General features: G+C 47.7%; 14 protein-coding genes. 6 read left to right on the top strand and 8 right to left on the bottom strand.

Annotated features, from left to right (window positions below):
- Positions 1-7: 7 nt before the first annotated feature.
- The gene (locus K0H60_RS10140; protein WP_220058070.1) at positions 8-508 is read right to left on the bottom strand and encodes a hypothetical protein; all 501 of its coding nucleotides are present in this window, start codon (positions 506-508) and stop codon (positions 8-10) included.
- A 627-nt stretch (positions 509-1,135) separates the two neighbouring features.
- On the opposite strand from K0H60_RS10140, the gene K0H60_RS10135 reads away from it, so the two are divergent.
- Positions 1,136-2,245 carry a tyrosine-type recombinase/integrase gene (locus K0H60_RS10135; RefSeq protein WP_220058069.1) on the top strand — a complete coding sequence of 370 codons (1,110 nt, stop codon included), beginning with the start codon at positions 1,136-1,138 and terminating at the stop codon, positions 2,243-2,245.
- 198 nt (positions 2,246-2,443) lie between these two features.
- Positions 2,444-4,501: a PhoX family protein gene (locus K0H60_RS10130; protein WP_220058068.1), complete on the top strand. Its 2,058-nt coding sequence runs from the start codon at positions 2,444-2,446 to the stop codon at positions 4,499-4,501.
- Between the two features lie 50 nt (positions 4,502-4,551).
- Here the strand turns inward: K0H60_RS10130 and K0H60_RS10125 are convergent, their stop codons facing one another.
- The 4 genes from K0H60_RS10125 to K0H60_RS10110 all read right to left on the bottom strand — a co-directional run bounded on the left by K0H60_RS10125 (position 4,552) and on the right by K0H60_RS10110 (position 11,482).
- Positions 4,552-6,039 (bottom strand): efflux transporter outer membrane subunit, encoded by a 1,488-nt coding sequence (locus K0H60_RS10125; RefSeq protein WP_350354859.1) that lies wholly within the window; start codon positions 6,037-6,039, stop codon positions 4,552-4,554.
- Complete coding sequence (locus tag K0H60_RS10120) at positions 6,032-9,199, bottom strand: efflux RND transporter permease subunit (protein WP_220058067.1); 3,168 nt, start codon at positions 9,197-9,199, stop codon at positions 6,032-6,034. Before K0H60_RS10120 ends, K0H60_RS10125 begins: the two co-directional genes overlap by 8 nt.
- Positions 9,199-10,455, bottom strand: a complete 1,257-nt coding sequence (locus tag K0H60_RS10115; RefSeq protein WP_220058066.1) for an efflux RND transporter periplasmic adaptor subunit — start codon at positions 10,453-10,455, stop codon at positions 9,199-9,201. The genes K0H60_RS10120 and K0H60_RS10115 overlap by 1 nt, the downstream gene beginning before the upstream one ends.
- Positions 10,456-10,717: 262 nt before the next feature.
- Positions 10,718-11,482 carry a tRNA-uridine aminocarboxypropyltransferase gene (locus K0H60_RS10110; RefSeq protein WP_220058065.1) on the bottom strand — a complete coding sequence of 255 codons (765 nt, stop codon included), beginning with the start codon at positions 11,480-11,482 and terminating at the stop codon, positions 10,718-10,720.
- Between the two features lie 410 nt (positions 11,483-11,892).
- On the opposite strand from K0H60_RS10110, the gene ampC reads away from it, so the two are divergent.
- Together ampC and emrD are read left to right on the top strand one after the other, a co-directional pair.
- On the top strand, positions 11,893-13,110 hold the full coding sequence (ampC, locus tag K0H60_RS10105) for a class C beta-lactamase (protein WP_258405812.1): 1,218 nt from the start codon (positions 11,893-11,895) through the stop codon (positions 13,108-13,110).
- A 374-nt stretch (positions 13,111-13,484) separates the two neighbouring features.
- A complete protein-coding gene (emrD, locus tag K0H60_RS10100; RefSeq protein ID WP_220058064.1) occupies positions 13,485-14,729 on the top strand; it encodes a multidrug efflux MFS transporter EmrD in 1,245 nt (414 codons plus the stop codon).
- A 55-nt stretch (positions 14,730-14,784) separates the two neighbouring features.
- On the opposite strand, the gene pssA is transcribed toward emrD, so the two are convergent.
- Both pssA and K0H60_RS10090 read right to left on the bottom strand, forming a co-directional pair.
- The gene (pssA, locus tag K0H60_RS10095) at positions 14,785-16,098 is read right to left on the bottom strand and encodes a CDP-diacylglycerol--serine O-phosphatidyltransferase (RefSeq protein WP_088211159.1); all 1,314 of its coding nucleotides are present in this window, start codon (positions 16,096-16,098) and stop codon (positions 14,785-14,787) included.
- Positions 16,099-16,109: 11 nt separating this feature from the next.
- Positions 16,110-16,442, bottom strand: coding sequence for a DUF1904 domain-containing protein (locus K0H60_RS10090; protein WP_011622704.1), 333 nt, complete (start codon positions 16,440-16,442; stop codon positions 16,110-16,112).
- Positions 16,443-16,833: 391 nt separating this feature from the next.
- Here K0H60_RS10090 and K0H60_RS10085 point away from each other — a divergent pair, with 391 nt between their 5' ends.
- The gene (locus tag K0H60_RS10085; RefSeq protein ID WP_011622703.1) at positions 16,834-17,010 is read left to right on the top strand and encodes a hypothetical protein; all 177 of its coding nucleotides are present in this window, start codon (positions 16,834-16,836) and stop codon (positions 17,008-17,010) included.
- 26 nt (positions 17,011-17,036) lie between these two features.
- Positions 17,037-18,578 carry a D-alanyl-D-alanine carboxypeptidase/D-alanyl-D-alanine endopeptidase gene (dacB, locus tag K0H60_RS10080; RefSeq protein WP_220058063.1) on the top strand — a complete coding sequence of 514 codons (1,542 nt, stop codon included), beginning with the start codon at positions 17,037-17,039 and terminating at the stop codon, positions 18,576-18,578.
- A 108-nt stretch (positions 18,579-18,686) separates the two neighbouring features.
- Here the strand turns inward: dacB and K0H60_RS10075 are convergent, their stop codons facing one another.
- Positions 18,687-20,444, bottom strand: coding sequence for an acyl-CoA dehydrogenase family protein (locus K0H60_RS10075; RefSeq protein WP_220058062.1), 1,758 nt, complete (start codon positions 20,442-20,444; stop codon positions 18,687-18,689).
- Positions 20,445-20,532 lie beyond the last annotated feature (88 nt).

The raw sequence follows: 20,532 nt of genomic DNA, 5'->3' as shown, positions 1-20,532 counted from the left end.
CGATATTTTAAGCCTCGCTATCATCTTCAGCCATGGCAGCGACGGTCGCGGCATGTTCCGATAATAACGTATCGAGCGCTTGATCAAAACTGTCCAAACGTTCGAGTTCCATATAACGCTTCAAACGCAAAATAATATCTTTGCTAACTTCGATATGGGATTTTTTCTGGCGCTTCTTAATTTGTGAAAGTTCTTTTCGCACCATGCGCCAACCCAAATCACTGAAATATTGATTCAGCATTCGATTTACGAATTGCAGTTGTTGGTCAACGGGCTGATTTTTTTTACGCAGTTGAACCAGAAAATTTAAATTCGCAATTAATTCGGTATAACTGGATTGGGACAGATTTAACTGAAACCACTCTGCCCGTTCGGCGACACTCTCGGGATGAATCATGCGATAAATTAACGGCAAGGCAAACACTAATTCAGTTTTATCTAACAGTAATAATTTTCGGCCCGCGGTAGGCGCGGTGTGATGATATTCCCATAGCGTGTTTGTCGTCATTGGTATGGTTTTATACTTACTAATAATGGGTTATGAATAGACTATGATACCGACAAACAGCACAGATTAAAAGAATGGTTACACCATTTTATAAGCTCATTTATACCGCACATCGGTAAATGATCCATCCCAGAAACAAACGAGCTTGAGCACATACTTATCTTGTCCACTAATCCACTGTTTTCGCATGGCTAAATCGACATCAGTTTGACATCACTAAACCATAAGATAAATTTTGGCTGCTAGTTTTTAACCGCATAAAATGGTTAAACCATCTTTTAAAAATAAAGCTACTCATCTACAGAGTTAAGCGACTAGCTAAATAAATGCAGATTATTTTCTCGCCAAATTTAACTTAGATTATTGAAGTTGGCTAAATAACAAACAACAAAACTAAGCACCTCTTTATCTCTTATTAATGTGTTATTTGAACGCATCTTATACTTCGAGTTAGTTTTGTGCCCGCCTTCATAACAGCTTCACGTTAAACAATGCTTTCTTTTTAATCGATATGATCAATTAAAACACAAATAACACCTCTACCAGTGATAATGACGATTATCACTGGTAGATAAAGGTTGGTTTTACGTATAATTGCGCCAGTTTTATCGGCGGCAAAATACTCCCATGTCTAAATCGATTATCCATTATTCCACAGGTGGAAGTACTACTAGCCGCTCCTCTGGCATAGCATCGAATATCACGCCAAACAATAGAGAAATGGATCCGCCATTTTTTGAGGAAAGCTCATTACCCCAATCGGTTCACAGTGATTTTTTTAACGCGGCGGCCGAAACTGAATACGAAATCTCCAGCAATACCCGTCGGGTTTATCGGACCAGCTTTGGCCTATTTGAGCAATATTGCGCGACACATCAGCTGCAGTCCTTACCCGCCGATCCGCGCAGTATTATTTCTTTTATCGGTCATCAAAAAGAATTGCTCCAAGCTAGCAGTGGAACTCAGCTTTCAAAGCAAACTTTAACGACTCGGCTAGCCGCGATCCGTTACTATCATATTCAAGCAGGATTGCCATCCCCCACTGAACATCCGCTAGTGATCCGTGTGATGCGTGGTCTTAGTCGTAATCACCATAGACAAGTTCAAGATTATGATCAGCAACCAATCATGTACGATGAGGTCGAACTACTGATCCAAGCGATAGAGCAACAACCCCATCCACTGCTACGCTTGAGGGATAAAGCCATCATTCAACTCGGACTACAGGGCGGATTTCGCCGCTCTGAATTGGCAAACTTAAAAGTACAATATTTAAGTTTTATGCGGGATAAATTAAAAGTACGGCTGCCTTTTTCTAAAAGCAATCAACAGGGATTAAGGGAATGGAAGAATTTACCCGACTCAGAACCCTTTGCCGCCTATAATGCCGTCAAGGACTGGTTACATGAAAGTAAAATTACCGAAGGTCATTTATTCCGCTCAATTTCGCGAGATGGAAAAACCTTAAGACCTTATCAAGTCAGTGATAAGGTCACATCTAAATCATCACTCGTCCGAAATAGTGGATTCTTAAATGGTGATGATATTTATCGGATCATTAAGCAGTATTGTTTAAAGGCGGGATTACCGGCGCAATATTATGGCGCCCACAGTTTGCGCAGCGGATGCGTAACACAACTACATGAAAATAATAAAGATACCTTGTATATCATGGCAAGAACAGGACATACGGATCCCCGCTCATTACGCCATTACCTCAAACCAAAAGAGGATTAACCACAGCATTAGCACTTAATTAATAATACTGTTTTTAATATTTATGTTAAGAATAATTTTATTTTTTAAGTTATTTTTAATAAATAAGAAAAATTATTATATTGCAGTATTACTGTCATATAAACTCAGCTTTAGTGTCATATTGCTACTTTAGGCTTAGCTTCGAAATTTAATTCTTCGAACTAGCTGGAGTGAAATATGAGCAAGGCCACCTTTGATCCAACACTTTATAATAAAAGTAATAACGAACCTTTTAATCAAGTGTTGGATAAACATTTATCCCGTCGTAATTTTGTTAAGAGTGGATTAGGCCTAGGTGCGATGACCGCCTTTGCAGGCATGGGATTAGTCGGTTGTGGTTCGGACAATTCCCCTGCCCCAACACCTATCGATCCCATACCACCATTACCACCGACTCAAAGTAGTGCCAAATTAAACTTCACATCAGTCGCCGGCGCCCGCTTGGATGCGGTTGTGGTACCCGAAGGTTATAGCGCGCAAGTACTTGCCCCTTGGGGAACACCATTAAATGCGAAGGCCGCACCTTGGAAAGCCGATGGCAGCAATACCGCCGATGACCAAGCAAACTCTGTCGGTATGCACCATGATGGCATGCATTTCTTCCCATTGAATGATGTAGGCGATGACGGTTTACTCTGTATCAACCATGAATATATCGATGAGATAGCCCTGCATCCTAATGGCCCAACCGTAGATGAAACCACTGGATTGAGGACCATTATCGATGAAATCCGTAAGGAAATTAATGCCCACGGCGTGTCGGTGGTAAGAATTAAACTCGTTAATAATCAATGGGAAGTTGTTTACAACGACAGTCATAACCGCCGCTTTACCGGCGCAACTGTGATGGATATCGCTGGGCCACTCGCTTATTCGCCACTACTAGAAACCCGTTATTCGCCCGATGGCAGTCAGGCTCGTGGCACCTTAAATAACTGTGGTAATGGTTACACGCCTTGGGGCACCTATTTGACCTGTGAAGAAAACTGGCCGGGGTACTTTGCCAACCGTGGCACTTTAGCCGCCGATCAAGCCCGCATCGGGATCAGCAAAAGCAGTACCCGCTATGGCTGGGATGATTTAGCGGGTCACGCCGAGGAGCGTCTCGATGAATTCGCGCGTTTTGATGTCACGCCAAAGGGTAATAGTGCACAAGATGATTACCGCAACGAGGCTAATGGTCACGGCTATATCGTTGAAATTGACCCCTATAATCCAAGTTCACGCGCCATCAAACGGACTGCCCTTGGTCGCTTCCGCCACGAGGGATGTACCTTCGGGAAATTAACCGAAGGTAAACCTGTGGTGTTCTACTCTGGCCACGATTCTCAATTCGAATACTTATATAAATTTGTGTCGAATGCAGTGTGGGACCCACAGGATGCAAACAGCACAAATCGCCTGCAAATGGGTGATAAATATATGAATGAAGGAACATTGTATGCCGCTAAGTTTAACGAAAATGGCGCTGGTGTATGGTTGCCTTTAACCTTAGACAGCCAAACGACAGACGGTAAAACCTTAGGCGATAGCTTTGCCAGTCTGGCCGAGATTATCTTAAATACTGCAGGTGCGGCGGATTTAGTCGGCGCAACGCCTATGGACCGCCCAGAGTGGTGTGCGGTTGACCCCTTCACAGGTTCAGCCTATTTAACCCTGACCAACAACTCTAAGCGTACCGAGGCAAACCCAGCTAATCCAAGGCTTAAAAACTCCTTTGGGCACATTATTCGTTGGGATGAAGGTGATAAAGACACTGAATTCACATGGGATATTTTTGTCTTTGGCTCACCGAGTGATGGCAATGCCGAGACCAACCTGTCGGGCTTAACGGATCTAAACCAATTTGCCAGCCCCGATGGATTGGCCTTCGACGCCCGCGGTATTTTATGGGTGCAAACCGATAATGGTGCCAAAGAAGTCGCCGAAGAAACCAATGATCAAATGCTGGCAATTGTGCCATCGACCTTAGTGGACAGCGCAAACAAGCAAGCCAGCGTCACGGCCGAAAACCAAATGGAATTGAAGCGTTTCTTTGTCGGGCCAAACGATTGTGAAGTCACAGGCTTTGCTATCAGCCCCGATTACACTTCAGTTTTTGCCAACATCCAGCATCCGGGTAACTGGCCCTATTCGAATAATGCGGCCGAAATAACGCCTGCTGGTACAGTACTGCGCCCACGTGCGGCAACTGTGGTGATCCGCAAACTCGATGGTAAAGAAGTAGCGGTCTAATCACTCATCCAACCTAAACCCGATAAAAATCCCCGCCATGCGGGGATTTTTTATTCACTCACGGCACCACCACCCAGCGCTCGATACAGGGCGATTTTGGCCAATTGCTTATCCCTTAAGATCTCGCTATAGGCCAATTGGGCGCTAAACAATTGCCGCTGCGCATCCATTAAATCCAGCGAAGTGGCCACACCATTTTGGTAACGCAGTCGTGCAAGACGCGCATAAGCCAATGAAGATTCAACTAATTCCTTTTGCGCTTTGATGGCCTCTTGGGCACGTTTAAGATTATTTAGCGCATCGTTTACATCAAAGTAAGCGGTCAGCACCACATTGCGATAACTTAACATCGACTGTTTCGCGGCTTCGGTGGCGATATCATATTCGGCAGCAATCTTTCCGCGGTTAAAAATCGGCGCACTAATGCCGCCAAGGAGTGACCAAGTGACACCACTACTGTCGAAGATATCTTTAAGATGATCGTTCTCCCGACCATACACACCCGAAATGGTAAATTTAGGGAAAAAGGCCGCCTTGGCGATACCCACTTCCGCATTCGTTGCAATCATCTGCTGCTCGGCAATTTTGACATCGGGTCTTAATGTCAGCAATTCAGAAGGAACACCTGTATTAAGTTCATAGGGTAAACCCATATTTTCGGGTAAACCTTGGGGAGATGGTAAAGCATAATCATATTCACCGAGTAAGATATGCAACTGATTTATTTTATATTTTCTTTCGTAGTCTAATGTCGGCAAAGTCACTTTTGTGCTTTGAAGCTCAACTTCTGCCTGACGCACATCGAGGCCCGAAATCACGCCATTGGCATGGCGAAGCTTGGCGATATCCAGCTCCTTCTGCCGTAATCCCACGGTGTCGATAGACACACTATAACGCTGCTCGATATCGAGCCATTCGTAATAACGGCTAGCAATATCACTGATAAGGCTGACATGGCTGAGCCTGAGCTTTTCAACCTCCGAAAGATAATCGGCCATAGCGGCCTCGCTCGCCCTGCGGTTTGCGCCCCAAAGATCTAGCTCCCACGAAACTGCGCCGCCTAAATCCAAGGTGGTACTCGGACTTGGATTAGTGCTGGTTGCACCGCTATCTAAACTGCGTTCATACCCCGCCTTGACTGAAACCTCAGGCCAAAGCGCACTGTCGACCACAGTCATTTTTGAACGTGCAGCGAGAAGACGCGACTGCGCCATTTGCAAATCCAGATTGTTCGCCAGCGCATGTTCAATCAAGGAAATCAGCACAGGATCTTGATAAAAATGCCGCCATGATAGCGCCGAGACTTCCTTTACATTCCCCTGCTCGGCAGTGGTTTGCGACAACATTTGCGCTTGATACTGGCTCGGTAACGCCAGATCTGGCCGCTGGTAATCTGGCCCCATGGCGCAGCCTGCAACACTCAATGCCGTCACGAGTCCCAAATAAAGCGGCTTTAAACGCAAACCCACTGAAACAGACTGCATCACAGGCTGAGTCACCGTCGATTGAGAGTCAGATAAAGTATGGCGATTAACCACGGCTCACCTCCTCGACAGTTTCTTGATCTAGGAGTAATTCCTCTTTTGTTCTAATGGGTTGTTTAACGACTCTCTTTTTAACCCAGCCTGCTGTCGTCACAAAGAACAGTGGCACAAACACTATGCCTATGGTGGTTGCCAACACCATGCCGCCCAGGATGGGTAACGAAATCGATTGCCGACTCACGGCCCCAGGCCCTTCGGATAACACCAACGGCAACACCCCAAGAATAAACGCCATGGAGGTCATTAAAATCGGCCTAAAGCGCATGGTCGCAGCTTCGAGCGCCGCCGAAATTCGCGTCCGACCTTGCTGGTGCAACTGATTGGCAAACTCGACAATTAGAATCGCATTCTTCGCCGCCATACCGATTAAGGCGATAAATGCCACTTGGAAGAATAAGTTACTCTGCATGCCACTGATTAAGGTCGTCACCGCCGCGCCTAAGAGTGCGATGGGCGCGATCAGCAATACCGCGACTGGGATACTCCAACTCTCATAAAGCGCGGCTAAAAACAGGAATACAAATAACAGTGCTAACCCAATGGCAATGCCAGTTTGGTTCGCCGACTGCACCTCTTGGTAGGTAATGCCTGTCCATTCGTATTTAAACTCATCGGGCAAAATCGGCGTTGCGACCCGCTCTATGGCTTGGATAACATCGCCAGTGGCGTAGCCTGTTGCGGGCGTGACATTGATGGAGGCGCTGGAGAATAAATTGTAGTGGGTCACGGAAGATGGCCCAACCGTATAATCATACTTCGCCAACACGCCAATCGGCACCATAGCACCGCTCGATGAGCGCACATAATAATCTTTGATCTGGTGCGGGAATTGACGGTAGCTTTCTTCCGCTTGGATCTTCACCCGATAGACACGACCAAAGAGGTTAAAGTCATTCACGGTTGAGGAGTCGGTTAAGGTTTTGATGGTGCTGTAAATATCACTCACATTCACCCCAATCGCCATCGCCTTTGCCTCATCGACCGTCAAATGCAATTGCGGAATTGCACTCTGCAGTGACACGCTGGCACTGGCGACTTCAGGTTGCAGTTTTAGCTGCTCGACTAATTCGTTGGCGGTCTCAATTAAGCCATCAAAATGGGTGCCAGAGGTGTCTTGGAGCTGCATTTCCACCCCTGAGCCATTGCCTAAGCCGGGGACGGCCGATGGCAAATACAGATTAAACTCAGCCTCTAAGACGTTTTTCAGCTCCTTATCTATTGCCTTCATCACGGATTGTACCGTGGCATGACTGGCTTCGCGCTCAGCCCAAGGCTTAAGCACCACTTCAAATTGACCGTTGGCCTGATTCGCCCCCGAGCGGCGGTTTTCCCCCGCCAGCGTAAATGAATAGGCCACGGCAGGATTAGCACGCACATATTGCTCGGCTTTCTTTAAAATCGCCTCGGTACGATTCACCGTTGAGCCATCGGGCAATGTCATATCGATAAAGAATCGACCTTGGTCCTCATCGGGCATAAAGCTGCTCGGCAAATGGGACATGATGAAATAGGTGCCACCGAACATAATCGCAAAGGCTAAGTAACTGCGTTTGGCGTATTTATTGGTTAAGGCGACTAAGCCAACATATTGATTGGTTCCCAAGTCGAGTTTGCGATTCAGCCAATGGAAGAATCCCCTTTCTGGTGACTTGCTGGGTTTTAATAATAAGGCGCACAGTGCCGGACTTAAGGTCAGCGCGACTAGGGTGGAGATCAATACCGCGACCGTAATCGCCACCGCAAACTCACGGTACATGATGCCGGTGATCCCCGCTAAGAATGATACTGGCACAAATACCGCGCAGAGCACTAAACTGGTGGCCACTAATGCGCCCGACAATTCCTTCATCGCAATTCGGGTTGCATCTATCGCGCTCATACCCTTCTCATGGATTAAGCGCTCCACGTTTTCGACCACCACAATGGCATCATCAACCACAATGCCGATGGCGAGAACCAGCGCGAGTAAACTCACGGTATTAATAGTAAATCCAAAGGCCAGCATGGCCGCTAAGGTCCCAATTAAGGAAACTGGTACCGCAATGGCCGGGATTAAAGTGGCGCGCACATTTTGCAGGAATAAGTACACCACCAACACCACAAGCACTAAGGCTTCTATTAGGGTGTGGATCACCTCATCGATAGATTCCTGGATAAAGATGGAGGCATCGTAAAACACCTCCCATTTCATCCCTTGGGGAAACTTTTGTGACAGCTCTGCCATCGTCTGTTTCACCTTGCGGGTCACTTCTAAGGCATTCGCGCCCGGCAATAAATAGACCTGCAAGATGGTGGCATTTTCACCATTTAACTGGGATTGCAACGTATAAGCAGATGAACCTAGTTCTACGCCGGCAATATCCCGCAGCCGGATAATTGAACCGTCGGGATTGGCGCGCACAATGATCTCGTTAAATGCCTGCACCGAACTTAATCTGCCCGCCACACTGATGGGCAAGGTTAAACTGATGTCGTCATTATTGGGTTGAGTACCAATGGTGCCTGCGGGGGATTCTTTGTTTTGTGCCTTGATGGCGTTGATCACATCTGTGGTGGTTAAGCTGTAACCCGCCATGGCATCGGGTTTTAACCAAATCCGCATCGCATAGCTGCGTGAACCCGTGTTACGGGTGCGGCCCACGCCGGGGATACGCCTCAGCGCCGATTCGATATTGATGGTGGCGTAATTACTCAGGTAAATCTCATCGAACCTTTCATCGTTCGAGGTTAACGCGAGTTTTAGCAATTCCACCGACGCATCTTTGGAGACGGTCACCCCTTCGGTTTGCACATCGATTGGCAGCCCCCCCGAAGCTTGCTGAGCGGAGTTTTGCACATCCACCGCCGCCAAGTCCGCATTGGTGCCCACATCGAAGGTAATGGTCACACTGGTGCCGCCCGAGTTGGTGCTCTTGGAACTCATGTAAATCATATTGGGCACACCATTCACTTCCTGTTCGAGCGGTGTGGCGACAGATTCGGCGGCTGTGGTAGAGCTCGCACCAGGGTAAGAGGCAGAAATGGTCACCTGTGGCGGCGTGATGTAAGGATACTGATCGACGGGCAGCTTAAACATCGCAATCACCCCGAGCAGCACGATAACAATCGAGATGACGCTGGCAAAAATCGGCCGATTAATAAAAAACTGCGCCATTATTTTTGCTCCTGCTTTTGCTGCTCCAAGGCTTGGCGCTTAAGTGCCTCGGCTTTTGACATCTCATCTTCCTTCTCGGCGTATTCCTTCGCGCTTAACGGCTCGGCAATCTGGCCGTGGCGTACACGGTGCATGCCTTCGGTGATCACCATCTCGCCAGCTTTGAGGCCACTTTTAACCACAACCCCTTCAATCCCTTGATGATCGATCACGATAAAACGTCGCTCGACCGTGTTATTGGGCAATACCACCATCACGTACACCCCACCCTGATCCACTTGGGTCGCTTTTTGCGGGATAACAATCGCATTGGGGATTTCGGACAGTTTAATCCGCACATTAGTATATTGGCCGGGTAACAGCTCTTTTTCAGGATTAGGCAGAATGGCGCGCACCTCAAAGGTGCCAGTGTTAGGGTTTACCTGGGGATCGGTAAAACTCACATCCCCGAGGTAGCGATATTCACTGCTATCAGGAAGCGTTATCCGCACAAAACCCGCGAGTGCTTTACCTTCGACCTCGGCTTCTTTTTTCGCCGAATAACTGGTCAGGCGGCGCTGGGCATTTAAATAATCCAGTGCCGACATATTAAAGCTGACATAAATCGGATCGACTTGTTTAACGCGGGTCAGTAGCGATTGGCCCTTACTGCCCACAAGTGCACCAATATCGACCTCGGAGCGACTCACCAGTCCGGCTATTGGCGCCTTAATTTCGGTATAGCTGAGTTCTAATTCGGCCTCTTCCACCTCGGCGCGACTCGCGGTGAGGTTAGAACGCGCCTGAGCCAAGGTGGAGAGCGCATTATCGTAATCGAGCTGACTGGCTGCATCCTGCTCATACAGCGGCTTTAAGCGTTTCACATCTCGCTCGGCCTTATCGAGAATAGCCTGCTGAGAAGACAGCTTGGCCTTTAAACGATTCACCACCGCCACATAGGGTTTATTATCAATCTGATACAGTAGTTCACCCGCTTTGACAGCACTACCTTCGACAAAACGCTTCTCCTCCACAAAGCCATCGACACGCGCCCGAACTTCCACATCTAAGGAAGCTTGGGTCACGCCAATATAATTGCCATAGAGTGGTACGGTTGCCGTGGTGACTTTTTCCACCACCACCATTTTGGGGGAGATTTTAATTTCAGGATCTTGGCAGCCACTCACCGAGAGACAGAGCAAAACACCACTCAGATAAAGGGGAAATGAGCCTAAGCGTGGAACAAAAAAACGAGCTGTAACAGATGGTTGAGGCATATGCGAATCCCGCACTCTAAAGACAGTGGAACCACTCGCAAGGGCAAAGTGGTTTTAACAATTTTAGTCGGTTCTAGGTAACGTCCTGTGACCAATGCAAATTCAGTGTAAGGCAAACAGCATAAAATTGAAATTTTAAAATCAATAAGTTCAATGATTTGTGATGGGAATGCTAAAGCGAGGATTTACAGCGGATGAGAACAAGTGAAATCACTCCCCAAGAGTGTCAGTGTACTCTTGGGGGATTAAAAACTATCTAGTGTTATACACTGGTTGGCGTTGCGGCGCAGTAAGCCGCTTCGAAGGCGTCGGTAAACTCGCTGATGGGTAAAATATCCTCGCGGCAGCGGCGATTGCGCCCGAGCAATGAGGACTCCACAAACAGATCGAACCAAGCCGTTAGTGCCTTACCATTAGCCTCCTCGCCGATTGCCGCCAGCGCAAGTGAGGCAACTTCTGCCGTCCCTAATTGAAAGTCATGACTGCCCTTACGTAAGGCATAGGTGGCTAAGGTATCGGGGTCGAAGGACAGCATAGGCAACCCCTGCAAATAAGTGCTTTTGCGAAACATCTTAATCGCTTCACGCCAACTGCCGTCGAGCATAATCAGCAAAGGTCGTTTACCCTCGGCAAGACTGTCCATGGGCACTTCAGTCAATACGGTTTGCCCTTGGTCGGCATATTGCGCCGGAAAGACTAAAAAGGGCTGATAGTCGCTTGAAGCTAATAGCGCCAACAGCTCAGGGGCGGGTTCGGTGCGCGACCAGAGAAAGGCATGGGTATCCGGGATAAGATCGGCAATTAAGCGACCGCTGTTGGTCGGCTTTAAGACCTCATCGTTATACATCAGCAGCAGAAAACTGGCCTGAGTGGTCAACTGTTTACGCAGTGAACAGGTACAAAATTGCTCGCCCAATAGGCAAAAATGACAGCGGATCAGTTTTTTACCGCGGGCGCCAAAGGGCTTAGTCGATATGGATTTACGGTATTCATATAAGCGATGTACAGCGTGGGGGGCTAGAGCCATGGCAGCCAATTCTCAGTCTATTTCGGTCAAACTTGTTTTTAGAGGCGCGACTCAGTATACGCCATTTATGCGTGTACTTACGTGCGGTGGCGCAGTGTATCCTTTGGCCATGAAAGGCGCAATTAGCCTAGTGTAAAAGTGGCATCGCCACTAAATTTTCTTTTGGATATTTCACTACCCGACACAACAAAAACACCATTAAATCAGATCAAAAACTCAGCATTGTGTTATAAGCATCAACCTCTTGTTCACCCTTTACTAAAGTATTGCCGTTAATCCTGTCACCCAAGTGAAATTAAATGGCGAGTCGAGCCTAAATCATGCTAAACCTTTCATCATTATCGAGTTTCAAACGGCGCAGATTGTTAACCCATGCCGTTCAATCATCCCATCATCGCGAAAGGAATTGTATGCCAGAGTCTCTTCAGCCAGCCGTAAAAACAGCAAGTATTCTACGCTTATCGACCCCATCACCCCTTCTCGGTTTAGTGCTGCTTACGGCTGCACCATTAGTGGCCAATGCAGCACCAGAGGTGCAGACAGAAGCCATGCAATCCCTTGTCGATTCGGCGGTTAATCCGTTAATGAAAGAATATGGGATCCCTGGGGCTATTGTTGGGATCAGTATGAATGGTCAACAGTATTTCTTCCCCTATGGTGTGAGCTCAAAAACCACTGGGCAAGATGTCAGCGTGAATACCCTGTTCGAGATTGGTTCTATCAGTAAAACCTTTACCGCGACACTCGCAAACTATGCTCAAGTCGAAGGTAAACTCACCTTGACTGATAAAGTAAGCCAATACCTGCCCGAATTAAGGGGCAGTGCCTTTGACCAGATAAATCTTATCAACCTTGCGACCCATACCGCGGGCGATTTGCCCATGCAAGTGCCAGATAAAGTGACCAACAATGCAGAATTGATGAGCTATTTTAAAGAATGGCAACCCGCCTACGCCGCGGGAACACACCGCAACTATGCCAATCCCAGCATTGGGTTACTCGGTTTAATTGCGGCTAAACAGTTAGGGCAAAGCTTTCCAAACGCAATGGAGCAAACCCTATTTCCACAACTGGGTATGACTCACAGCTATCTTCAAGTGCCAAGCAACAAGCAGGCCGATTATGCCCAAGGGTATAATAAGCAAGATCAGCCTGTACGCCTGAATCCCGGTGTATTAGCCGATGAGGCATACGGGATAAAAACCTCGGCCGTGGATTTGCTGCGTTTTGTTGAAACCAATATGCAGCTACATCCAGCCTCTTCCGCATTGCAACAGGCTATCGATGCAACTCACGTTGGCTACTTTGATGTCGGTATGATGACCCAAGAGATGATTTGGGAGCATTATCCCTATCCTATAGCCCTCGATAAGCTGCTTACGGGACATACCCAAGACGTGGTGTTTGGCAGTGTGCCAGTGAAACCAATCGAGCCGCCGCAAGCACCACAGCCGGATTTATGGATAAATAAGACAGGTTCAACTGGTGGTTTTGCCGCCTATGTGGCTTATATTCCCGCGAAGAAACTGGGCATGGTGTTACTGAGCAATAAAAATTATCCCGTACCGCCTCGGGTAACTGTTGGCTACCAGATATTAACGGGCTTAACAGCACTGCCAGCGAAATGATCCCTTAGCCCCCCTCATTCGATGGAAGGCAGATTCTGCTTTCCATCTTTTTAATTGTTAACTCGCATAACGCTTTACGCCTCTATCTCTGTACTAATCTGAACGATAACTCTTTTATCCACATCGGATATAAAAAATCTTGTTAATAAATAACTTGTGTTGATTAATTTAAGCTGCCGCTATTTATCAAAATCAAAACCCAATTAACAAGTTACTCACTAAGTGTACGCTTAGTTTGACAATGATAATTCGATAGAAAAACTTATGAATAAGATTAAAAAATATTCCTGTAAATCAATATGATTGCCACTTGAACTGAAATGTTTTGGGGGTAAGATGCGCGCCATCGTTCAACTCAGCTTTTTAATGGAATTATGATGTCAGACGACATACCGTCTTTAATCTCACAAAAAGCGCCGACACCCGCCGCAGGCAGCGCCACTCAGTTACTCTTTATGCTGGTATTTATGGTGGCCTGTGGGCAGATGGCACAAACTATTTTTGTCCCCGCACTCCCCCTTATCGCCCAAGGCTTAGCTGTGGATGCCAGTAAATTGCAGGCGGTTATGGCCAGCTATCTGCTCGCCTACGGCCTATGTCAGTTTATCTATGGCCCATTGTCCGACCGCGTTGGGCGTAAAATGCCGCTGCTCATCGGCATTGGGATTTTTATCCTTGGTGCGTTGATGGCGGCAAATGCCACAAGTTTTAGCCAATTGATTTTCGCAAGCCTGCTACAGGGGCTAGGTACCGCGAGTGCGGGCGCCCTGTGCCGCAGTATTCCAAGGGACCATTACTTCGGCGATAACTTAGTTAGATTTAACAGTTATGTGTCCATGGCCGTGGTGTTCTTGCCCTTGGTTGCCCCCTTCTTAGGCAGCTTTGCCTCCGCTTACTGGGGGTGGCAGGCCGTTTATTGGGTGCTGTTTGGATTTGGCGCCTTGGTTTGGCTACTGCTCTGCTTTGGCTTTAGAGAATCCTTACCCAAGGATAAGCGAGAGCAACAACCCATTTTGGCATCCTATCGTCATGTACTGCGCCACCGCAGTTTTAGGGCCTATTTGCTTTCCCTTATCGCGACATTTGCTGGCATTGCGGCCTTCGAAGCCATTGCAGGCGTACTCTATGGCCAATATTTGCAACTCTCACCGTTTATGGTGAGCTGTTATTTTGTCGCGCCCATCCCTGGATATTTACTCGGCGCCCTGATTGCGGGTAGACAAAAACAGGCCCAGCGTACGGTGTTGCAAGGCGTTGCACTTTTGGGCGCAGGCGCCTTGTTTATGTTGATCCCCGGTATTTTCCAGCTGGTCGTGGGTTGGAGTTTATTGATAGGCTCAATTTTGTTTTTCAGTGGCGCTGGCATGTTATTTCCGACATTAACCTCGGCGGCGCTAGAGCCATTCCCACGCCAGGCAGGTATTGCGGGTGCCCTACTCGGAGGCTTACAAAACTTCGGTGCGGGGCTTGCCGCCTTAACTATGTCGCTCGTGCCAATGGGCGGCCAGTTAAGTATTGGTTTGCTGAGCGCCCTGATGGTGCTGTTAGTGATTGTCGCCTTGCATTATGCAAAAGACCAAAACGATACCCACCACACCCTGTTGCCACAAAATCCATAGTTGGCAAAACACCCAATAAAAAAGCCCACATTCGTGGGCTTTTTTATTGCTTAGATTAGAGAATGCGTCTGAGCAGGAAATCTGCCTTTAATCTTCTAATGCGAGTCATAATCTTCTTCACTGGCGCGGGATAGCTTTGCAAGGTATCCACTTGACTGTAGTGATAAAGTCTTTGCGTGTGTTCGAGGATATGGCTTTGCTCGGCCTCGAATTGTGCCTTCCAGCTACCGCTTTCGTCGTGAATCAGTAAACCATTCTCTAAATCCAGCGCCCATGCTCTTGGGTTTAAGTTTGAGCCCGTGATCAAATGCTTACGGCCATCGGCGCTGATCCCCTTGAGGTGATAGCTATTGATGCCGTGTTTCCACAGGTGAATATTAAGCTGCCCATTATCGATTGCCCATTGCTGACGCTTAGCAAATTTACGCAGCGATTGCTCATAGAGATACGGCAAGGCACCAATGGTAGAGAAATCCTGCTCGGGCGGAATGTAAAAGTCATTCGCCGTTTTATCCCCAACCACTATGTCGATTCGCTTGCCTTTACGCAGGTGCTTTGCCAAGGCACGCACCAAAATATAGGGTGGATTAAAATAAGGCGTGCAAATAAATAACCTGTCTTTTGACTCTTCCACCATGGCAATCACGGCTTTATTCAGCAGGTTATGTTTGCGGCCTAATCCCAGTAAAGGGGTGACACGGTTACCACTGCGGGTGGCGTTAAACTCGTACTGAGCCTGCGATAACCTAAGTTTGAAGCTGCGCACATCGGTTTTGGGTGGCAAAACTTCTTGCTGCGCATCTTGAGTAAGCGAGGCAACGGCTGGATCGGCAATAATATAGCGCTGGATCATAGTGCGCATACTACGTGCTAACTCGGCCGACTCAATCACATGGTAACGGTCGAAACGGTATTTATCGTTTTGCTGCAGATAAATGTTATTCAGGCTGGCACCGCTGTAAATCACGGCGTCATCGATCACAAAGCCCTTAAGGTGCAGTACGCCCATAAACTCGCGGGATTTGACCGGCACGCCCATAATGTCGATAGGATGCTCTGCCTCAGCCATAACCTTACGGTACATCAGATAGTTACCGCTGTCGCCCTTGTGACCAATCAAGCCGCGTCTGGCGCGGTGAAAATCGACCAAAATCTTGACATCTAACGCGGGGTTATTCGCCTTAGCCGTCATCAAGGCCTGTAAAATTTCGCGCCCCGCCTCATCGTCTTCAAGATAGAGTGCGGCGATATAAATGCTGTCCTTGGCATTTTCGATACGGCTAAGCAATTCTGCCTTAAATCGGCATGGCGTAAGCAACCACGTTAAAGCCTCGGGTTGAACGGCTATTCCACCAAGCTTATCTAGCAAGGCATCCTCCTTTAAACATGCTGACCACCCCGATAGGAAGCGCTTGGGGTCAGTGACAAAAACATCACAGCAATTTGGGTTAATTCTGGATAGGCTTCTGTCACTGCCAGCCTGATCGTTTGTTCTACTTTAAGATGGATATCAGGGTCGACCGGAAACCAAAGCAATTCGATTTGGACAAAGCGTTGATCAATTCTGCCATTACGGTAGCTGATGCTTGGGATCCAATCTAATGTAAAACTCTCTGCATTACCTTTACATATAGCCGCCAAAGACTGCAGTAATGTTTGGCTAAGCTCTGCAACAACTGCCTGTGGCAAGCCGCGCATACTAATATGAGGCATGGTTTTAGTGGTTACCTGAGATCCTAAAATCGTAAGGGGTAGAAATTACCGACTTCACTGCAACTCGGCAAGACTTTTCGGCGAAAAGCACGCGGGATAGCGCCTATTTTGCTGGTAATTTGACCTGAAACGACGCATTCCACATCAATGGAACTAAAATGCAGCAATTTAGTCCGCAAATGGCAGGCTTCTATGCCTGTATTTTCGGCTAACTAAATGCTTTTACTGTTTTTCCCTGAATCTATTGTCCATGATGATTAACCAACACTAATCAGGTCATAAACAAAATGGTGTGTGAGTCACAAAACAGGGCTTCTACCTTAGGCAAGCGTGCCTGTCATCGTTGTTTTAGCGTAAACTAAAACATCTTAAGTCCCAATTGCCTAACACCATGAACAAAAAAATCCTACTGACCCTCGCCCTCACCTTAGCCTTAGCTTGGGGCATTTTTCATTTTAAAGCGCAGCTCGGCTTACTCATTTTGCCGCTTTTTATTGGTTTGGTTTTATTTGTCACCCTAAGGCTGTATCGTCTAATGGAAAAAGACGATGGCAGCAATGACCGCTAATGGTAAAAATGATATTCAGGACACCTATGACGCACTCGGTAAACAAGGATAAGTTACAGGCATCATTCACTCGCCCCAAGATTAAAGGGTTACTCTTAGGTAGCTTGGTAAGCATGCTGCTGTCAACCCAAGCCCATGCGGCAATTCATCCGATAGATGAGTCGATATTGGCCAAGCAAATCGCCGATATTGCTCCGCGTCATTCGCAAGTGGCTTTGTTGGCCCGTGATTTAAGTACCAATACCCTGTTATACAGCCAGCAAGCCGATACCTTATTTATCCCCGCCAGCACACAAAAAGTGCTGACCGCCGTTACCGCTATGGCCACCCTTGGCCCAGATTTTCGCTATGTCACTGAGCTGTGGAGTGATGCGCCTATTCGCCAAGGTCATATTGCGGGCAGTGTTTATCTGCGTTTTAGCGGCGATCCGACGCTAACTCAGGACGACCTTAAGGCCTTGTTTGCCCATCTACAAAAGCAAGGCATAACAAGCATTGAGGGACATCTCTATCTTATCGGGGATAAACAAGAGCAATTACAAGCACCTGGCTGGGTGTGGGATGACCTTGGGATTTGCTTTGCCGCGCCGGTGTCGAGTTATATCATCAACCAAAACTGCGTGTACGGGCAGTTTGCTCCAAGCTCAGCCAAACATGCTTCTGAGGTCAAATTAAGGGCATCGAGTTTTGGGGTGAAAGTGAGTAGCGACGCCATATTCTCCCCCAAAGCAGGCCATGATTTTTGCCAACTCGATTTAGTGCGCCTTGGCCAGAATCAGTATCATCTACGGGGCTGCTATCCCGGCAGTGAAGCGATACCACTGGCGATTGCCATTAGCGATCCCGAAAAATTTGCCATGGACACCCTAACGGCGACGCTCAAGGGTGAAATGTCGCTCTCTGGTAAAGTGAAGATAGGCAACGCCATCCCTGCCAAGGCAAAACTCATTGCCAGCCATAGCAGCGCGCCCTTGCCTGAGCTGCTCAAAATCATGCTGCTGAAGTCGGATAACCTGATTGCCGACAGTTTGTTTAAGCGCGTGGGGCAAAGTTATTACAAAACCCAAGGCAGCTTTACCCATGGTGCAGCGGCGATGCGCCATATTCTGACTGAACTCGGGATTGATTTAACCAACGCCAATATTGTCGATGGTTCAGGGCTTTCTCGCTATAACCTGTTGAGCGCAAAGCAATTAGCCGATGTCCTAGCACTCATTTACCAAGATGCACGCTTTCACAGCCTCATTGATAGTTTGCCCGAGGCCGGTGTCAGCGGCACACTGCAATATCGATTGGGATACACTAAACCGCCCTTAAAACATCTGGTGTTTGCCAAGACCGGCTCGATGCAAGGCGTCGCCAATTTAGCAGGTTTTATGCGTTTAGCGCAGCAGCGGGATATTCTCTTTGTGGTGCTCGAGAATGGCATTAGTCCTGAGACCAAAAAGCAACGTAAGCCTGCCTTTAGCGCCGACTTTTTAACTCGGCTAATGAGCGCTGTCGAAACTCAAACTCAGACTAGCCAAACTACTACCACAGAGCTCAACACCGTTAAGTTAAGTGATTAACTCCCAATAGCACGTATAGCAATATGCAAAGTATTAAAAAGAAAAAGCACTGAATATCAGTGCTTTTTTATTCGATTAATTCGAACGTTTAACGCGATTAAGCTTGGGTTAGAACAGCTCTGCAGGCATCGCCATAGTGCTGGTATCCCCCGCACGCACTTGCGCTAAGTGATAGTCAGCCTTAGGCAGCAATTTGTCGAAATAGAATTTGGCAAGGTAGGATTTTTGCTCGGCAAACTGCTTATCTTCAGCGCCCACCGCTTTATCTAACATGGCTAACCAATAGAACCCATAGAGAGTGAAACCAAAGGCATCTAAAAAGTCGACCGCACTGGCGTTAATGAGTGCTGGTTGAGTCAGCTTTTGCTCATTGATGGTTTCGGCTACATTGACTAAGGCATCCAAACGGGCACAAACAGCGGACACTTTCACCGCATCGACCTGAGTAAACTCACGCATTTGCGCCTTTAACTCGGCCACAAACTCCTTGAGCGTTGCCAAGTTATCGCCAGTGACTTTTCGGCCGAGGAAGTCGATAGCCTGAATACCGTTAGTGCCTTCGTAAATCTGGGCAATACGGGTATCACGCACTAACTGCTCAATACCAGTTTCACGAATATAGCCATGACCACCAAACACTTGCTGCGCCATGATAGTGGCATCTAAACCGCGGTCGGTAAAAAACGCTTTTGCCACGGGAGTTAACAAGCCCACATAACGAGCAGCCTTAGCTTTAACCTCACCCTCGGCATATTTTGCTAAATCGAGTTGTTTACCGGTAAATACCGAGAGTGCGCGCCCCGCTTCCGTCATCGCACGTATGGTCAGCAGCATACGACGCACGTCGCCATGAACAATAATAGGATCGGAGTCGCTACCCGTGGGCGAGCCGCCAGCGGCAACGCCTTGGTTGCGCTCTTTAGCATAATCGGCGGCCATTTGATAAGCGGCCTGCGCACTGCCAAGCCCTTGAATACCGATGGCTAAGCGCTCGTAGTTCATCATAGTGAACATACACACTAAACCTCGATTTGGCTCACCAATTAGGTAACCTTTTGCCTCATCAAAGTTCATCACACAGGTAGCCGAGCCCTTAAGCCCCATTTTATGTTCGATGGAACCCACGCTCACGCCGTTAGCCTGGCCTAAACTACCATCGGCATTGACCGTGGTTTTAGGCACGAGGAACAGTGAAATACCTTTGCTTTCAGGAAGCTTTGCCAACACTAAGTGAATGACGTTCTCGGTCAAATCATGATCGCCACCCGTGATAAAGATTTTGCTGCCGCTAATGGCATAACTGCCATCATCCTGTGGGATCGCACGGGTGCGGATATTGCGTAGATCTGAGCCTGCCTGAGGTTCAGTCATATCCATGGCCCCAGCCCATTCACCGCTGTAAAGTTTTGGCAAATAGGTTTCTTTAATCTCTTCACTGCCGTGGGCATTAATACATAATGCCGCCCCCGCCGTAAGTGAACCATACAGAGTGAATGCATTACAGGCGCTGTAAGCCATTTCATCGACTAACACCCCCAGCATTTTCGGCATGCCCATACCGCCAAACTCGGGTTCACCACACAGGCCTACCCAGCCGCCTTGGGAATATTGATCGTAAACAGCTTTATAACCATCAGGGGTAATCACTCGATTATCCTGATGAAGAACGCCTTGCTCATCGCCAGCACGGTTAAGCGGATGGATTAATTCAGCACTGATTTTCGCGGCTTCTTCGAGAATCGCGCTGGCCGTATCCATATCGACCATTTCAGCAATATCAGGGAGTTGTGCCCAAGTATTTGGTGCATCAAAAACCTGTTCCAATAAGAAACGCATATCCGCTAACGGAGCTTGGTAAGGATTCATGGGTAGACTCTTAAACGTAGGATTTAAACAGTTGTTTTAATTTATACCAGTTCAATACAGAAAACAATCTCATTACAAATTCACTTTG

This window comes from Shewanella mangrovisoli (assembly GCF_019457635.1).
Taxonomy (GTDB): domain Bacteria; phylum Pseudomonadota; class Gammaproteobacteria; order Enterobacterales; family Shewanellaceae; genus Shewanella; species Shewanella mangrovisoli.
The sequence above is the reverse complement of the archived record's forward strand: the minus strand, read 5'-3'. Positions and strand labels throughout refer to the sequence as shown.

Bases quoted from the DNA above. Each gene is read 5' to 3' on its own strand.
- K0H60_RS10140 (WP_220058070.1), bottom strand. From the start codon at position 508: ATGACGACAAACACGCTATGGGAATATCATCACACCGCGCCTACCGCG.
- K0H60_RS10135 (WP_220058069.1), top strand. From the start codon at position 1,136: ATGTCTAAATCGATTATCCATTATTCCACAGGTGGAAGTACTACTAGC.
- K0H60_RS10130 (WP_220058068.1), top strand. From the start codon at position 2,444: ATGAGCAAGGCCACCTTTGATCCAACACTTTATAATAAAAGTAATAAC.
- K0H60_RS10120 (WP_220058067.1), bottom strand. From the start codon at position 9,199: ATGGCGCAGTTTTTTATTAATCGGCCGATTTTTGCCAGCGTCATCTCG.
- K0H60_RS10115 (WP_220058066.1), bottom strand. From the start codon at position 10,455: ATGCCTCAACCATCTGTTACAGCTCGTTTTTTTGTTCCACGCTTAGGC.
- K0H60_RS10110 (WP_220058065.1), bottom strand. From the start codon at position 11,482: ATGGCTCTAGCCCCCCACGCTGTACATCGCTTATATGAATACCGTAAA.
- ampC (WP_258405812.1), top strand. From the start codon at position 11,893: ATGCCAGAGTCTCTTCAGCCAGCCGTAAAAACAGCAAGTATTCTACGC.
- emrD (WP_220058064.1), top strand. From the start codon at position 13,485: ATGATGTCAGACGACATACCGTCTTTAATCTCACAAAAAGCGCCGACA.
- K0H60_RS10090 (WP_011622704.1), bottom strand. From the start codon at position 16,442: ATGCCTCATATTAGTATGCGCGGCTTGCCACAGGCAGTTGTTGCAGAG.
- K0H60_RS10085 (WP_011622703.1), top strand. From the start codon at position 16,834: ATGAACAAAAAAATCCTACTGACCCTCGCCCTCACCTTAGCCTTAGCT.
- dacB (WP_220058063.1), top strand. From the start codon at position 17,037: ATGACGCACTCGGTAAACAAGGATAAGTTACAGGCATCATTCACTCGC.
- K0H60_RS10075 (WP_220058062.1), bottom strand. From the start codon at position 20,444: ATGAATCCTTACCAAGCTCCGTTAGCGGATATGCGTTTCTTATTGGAA.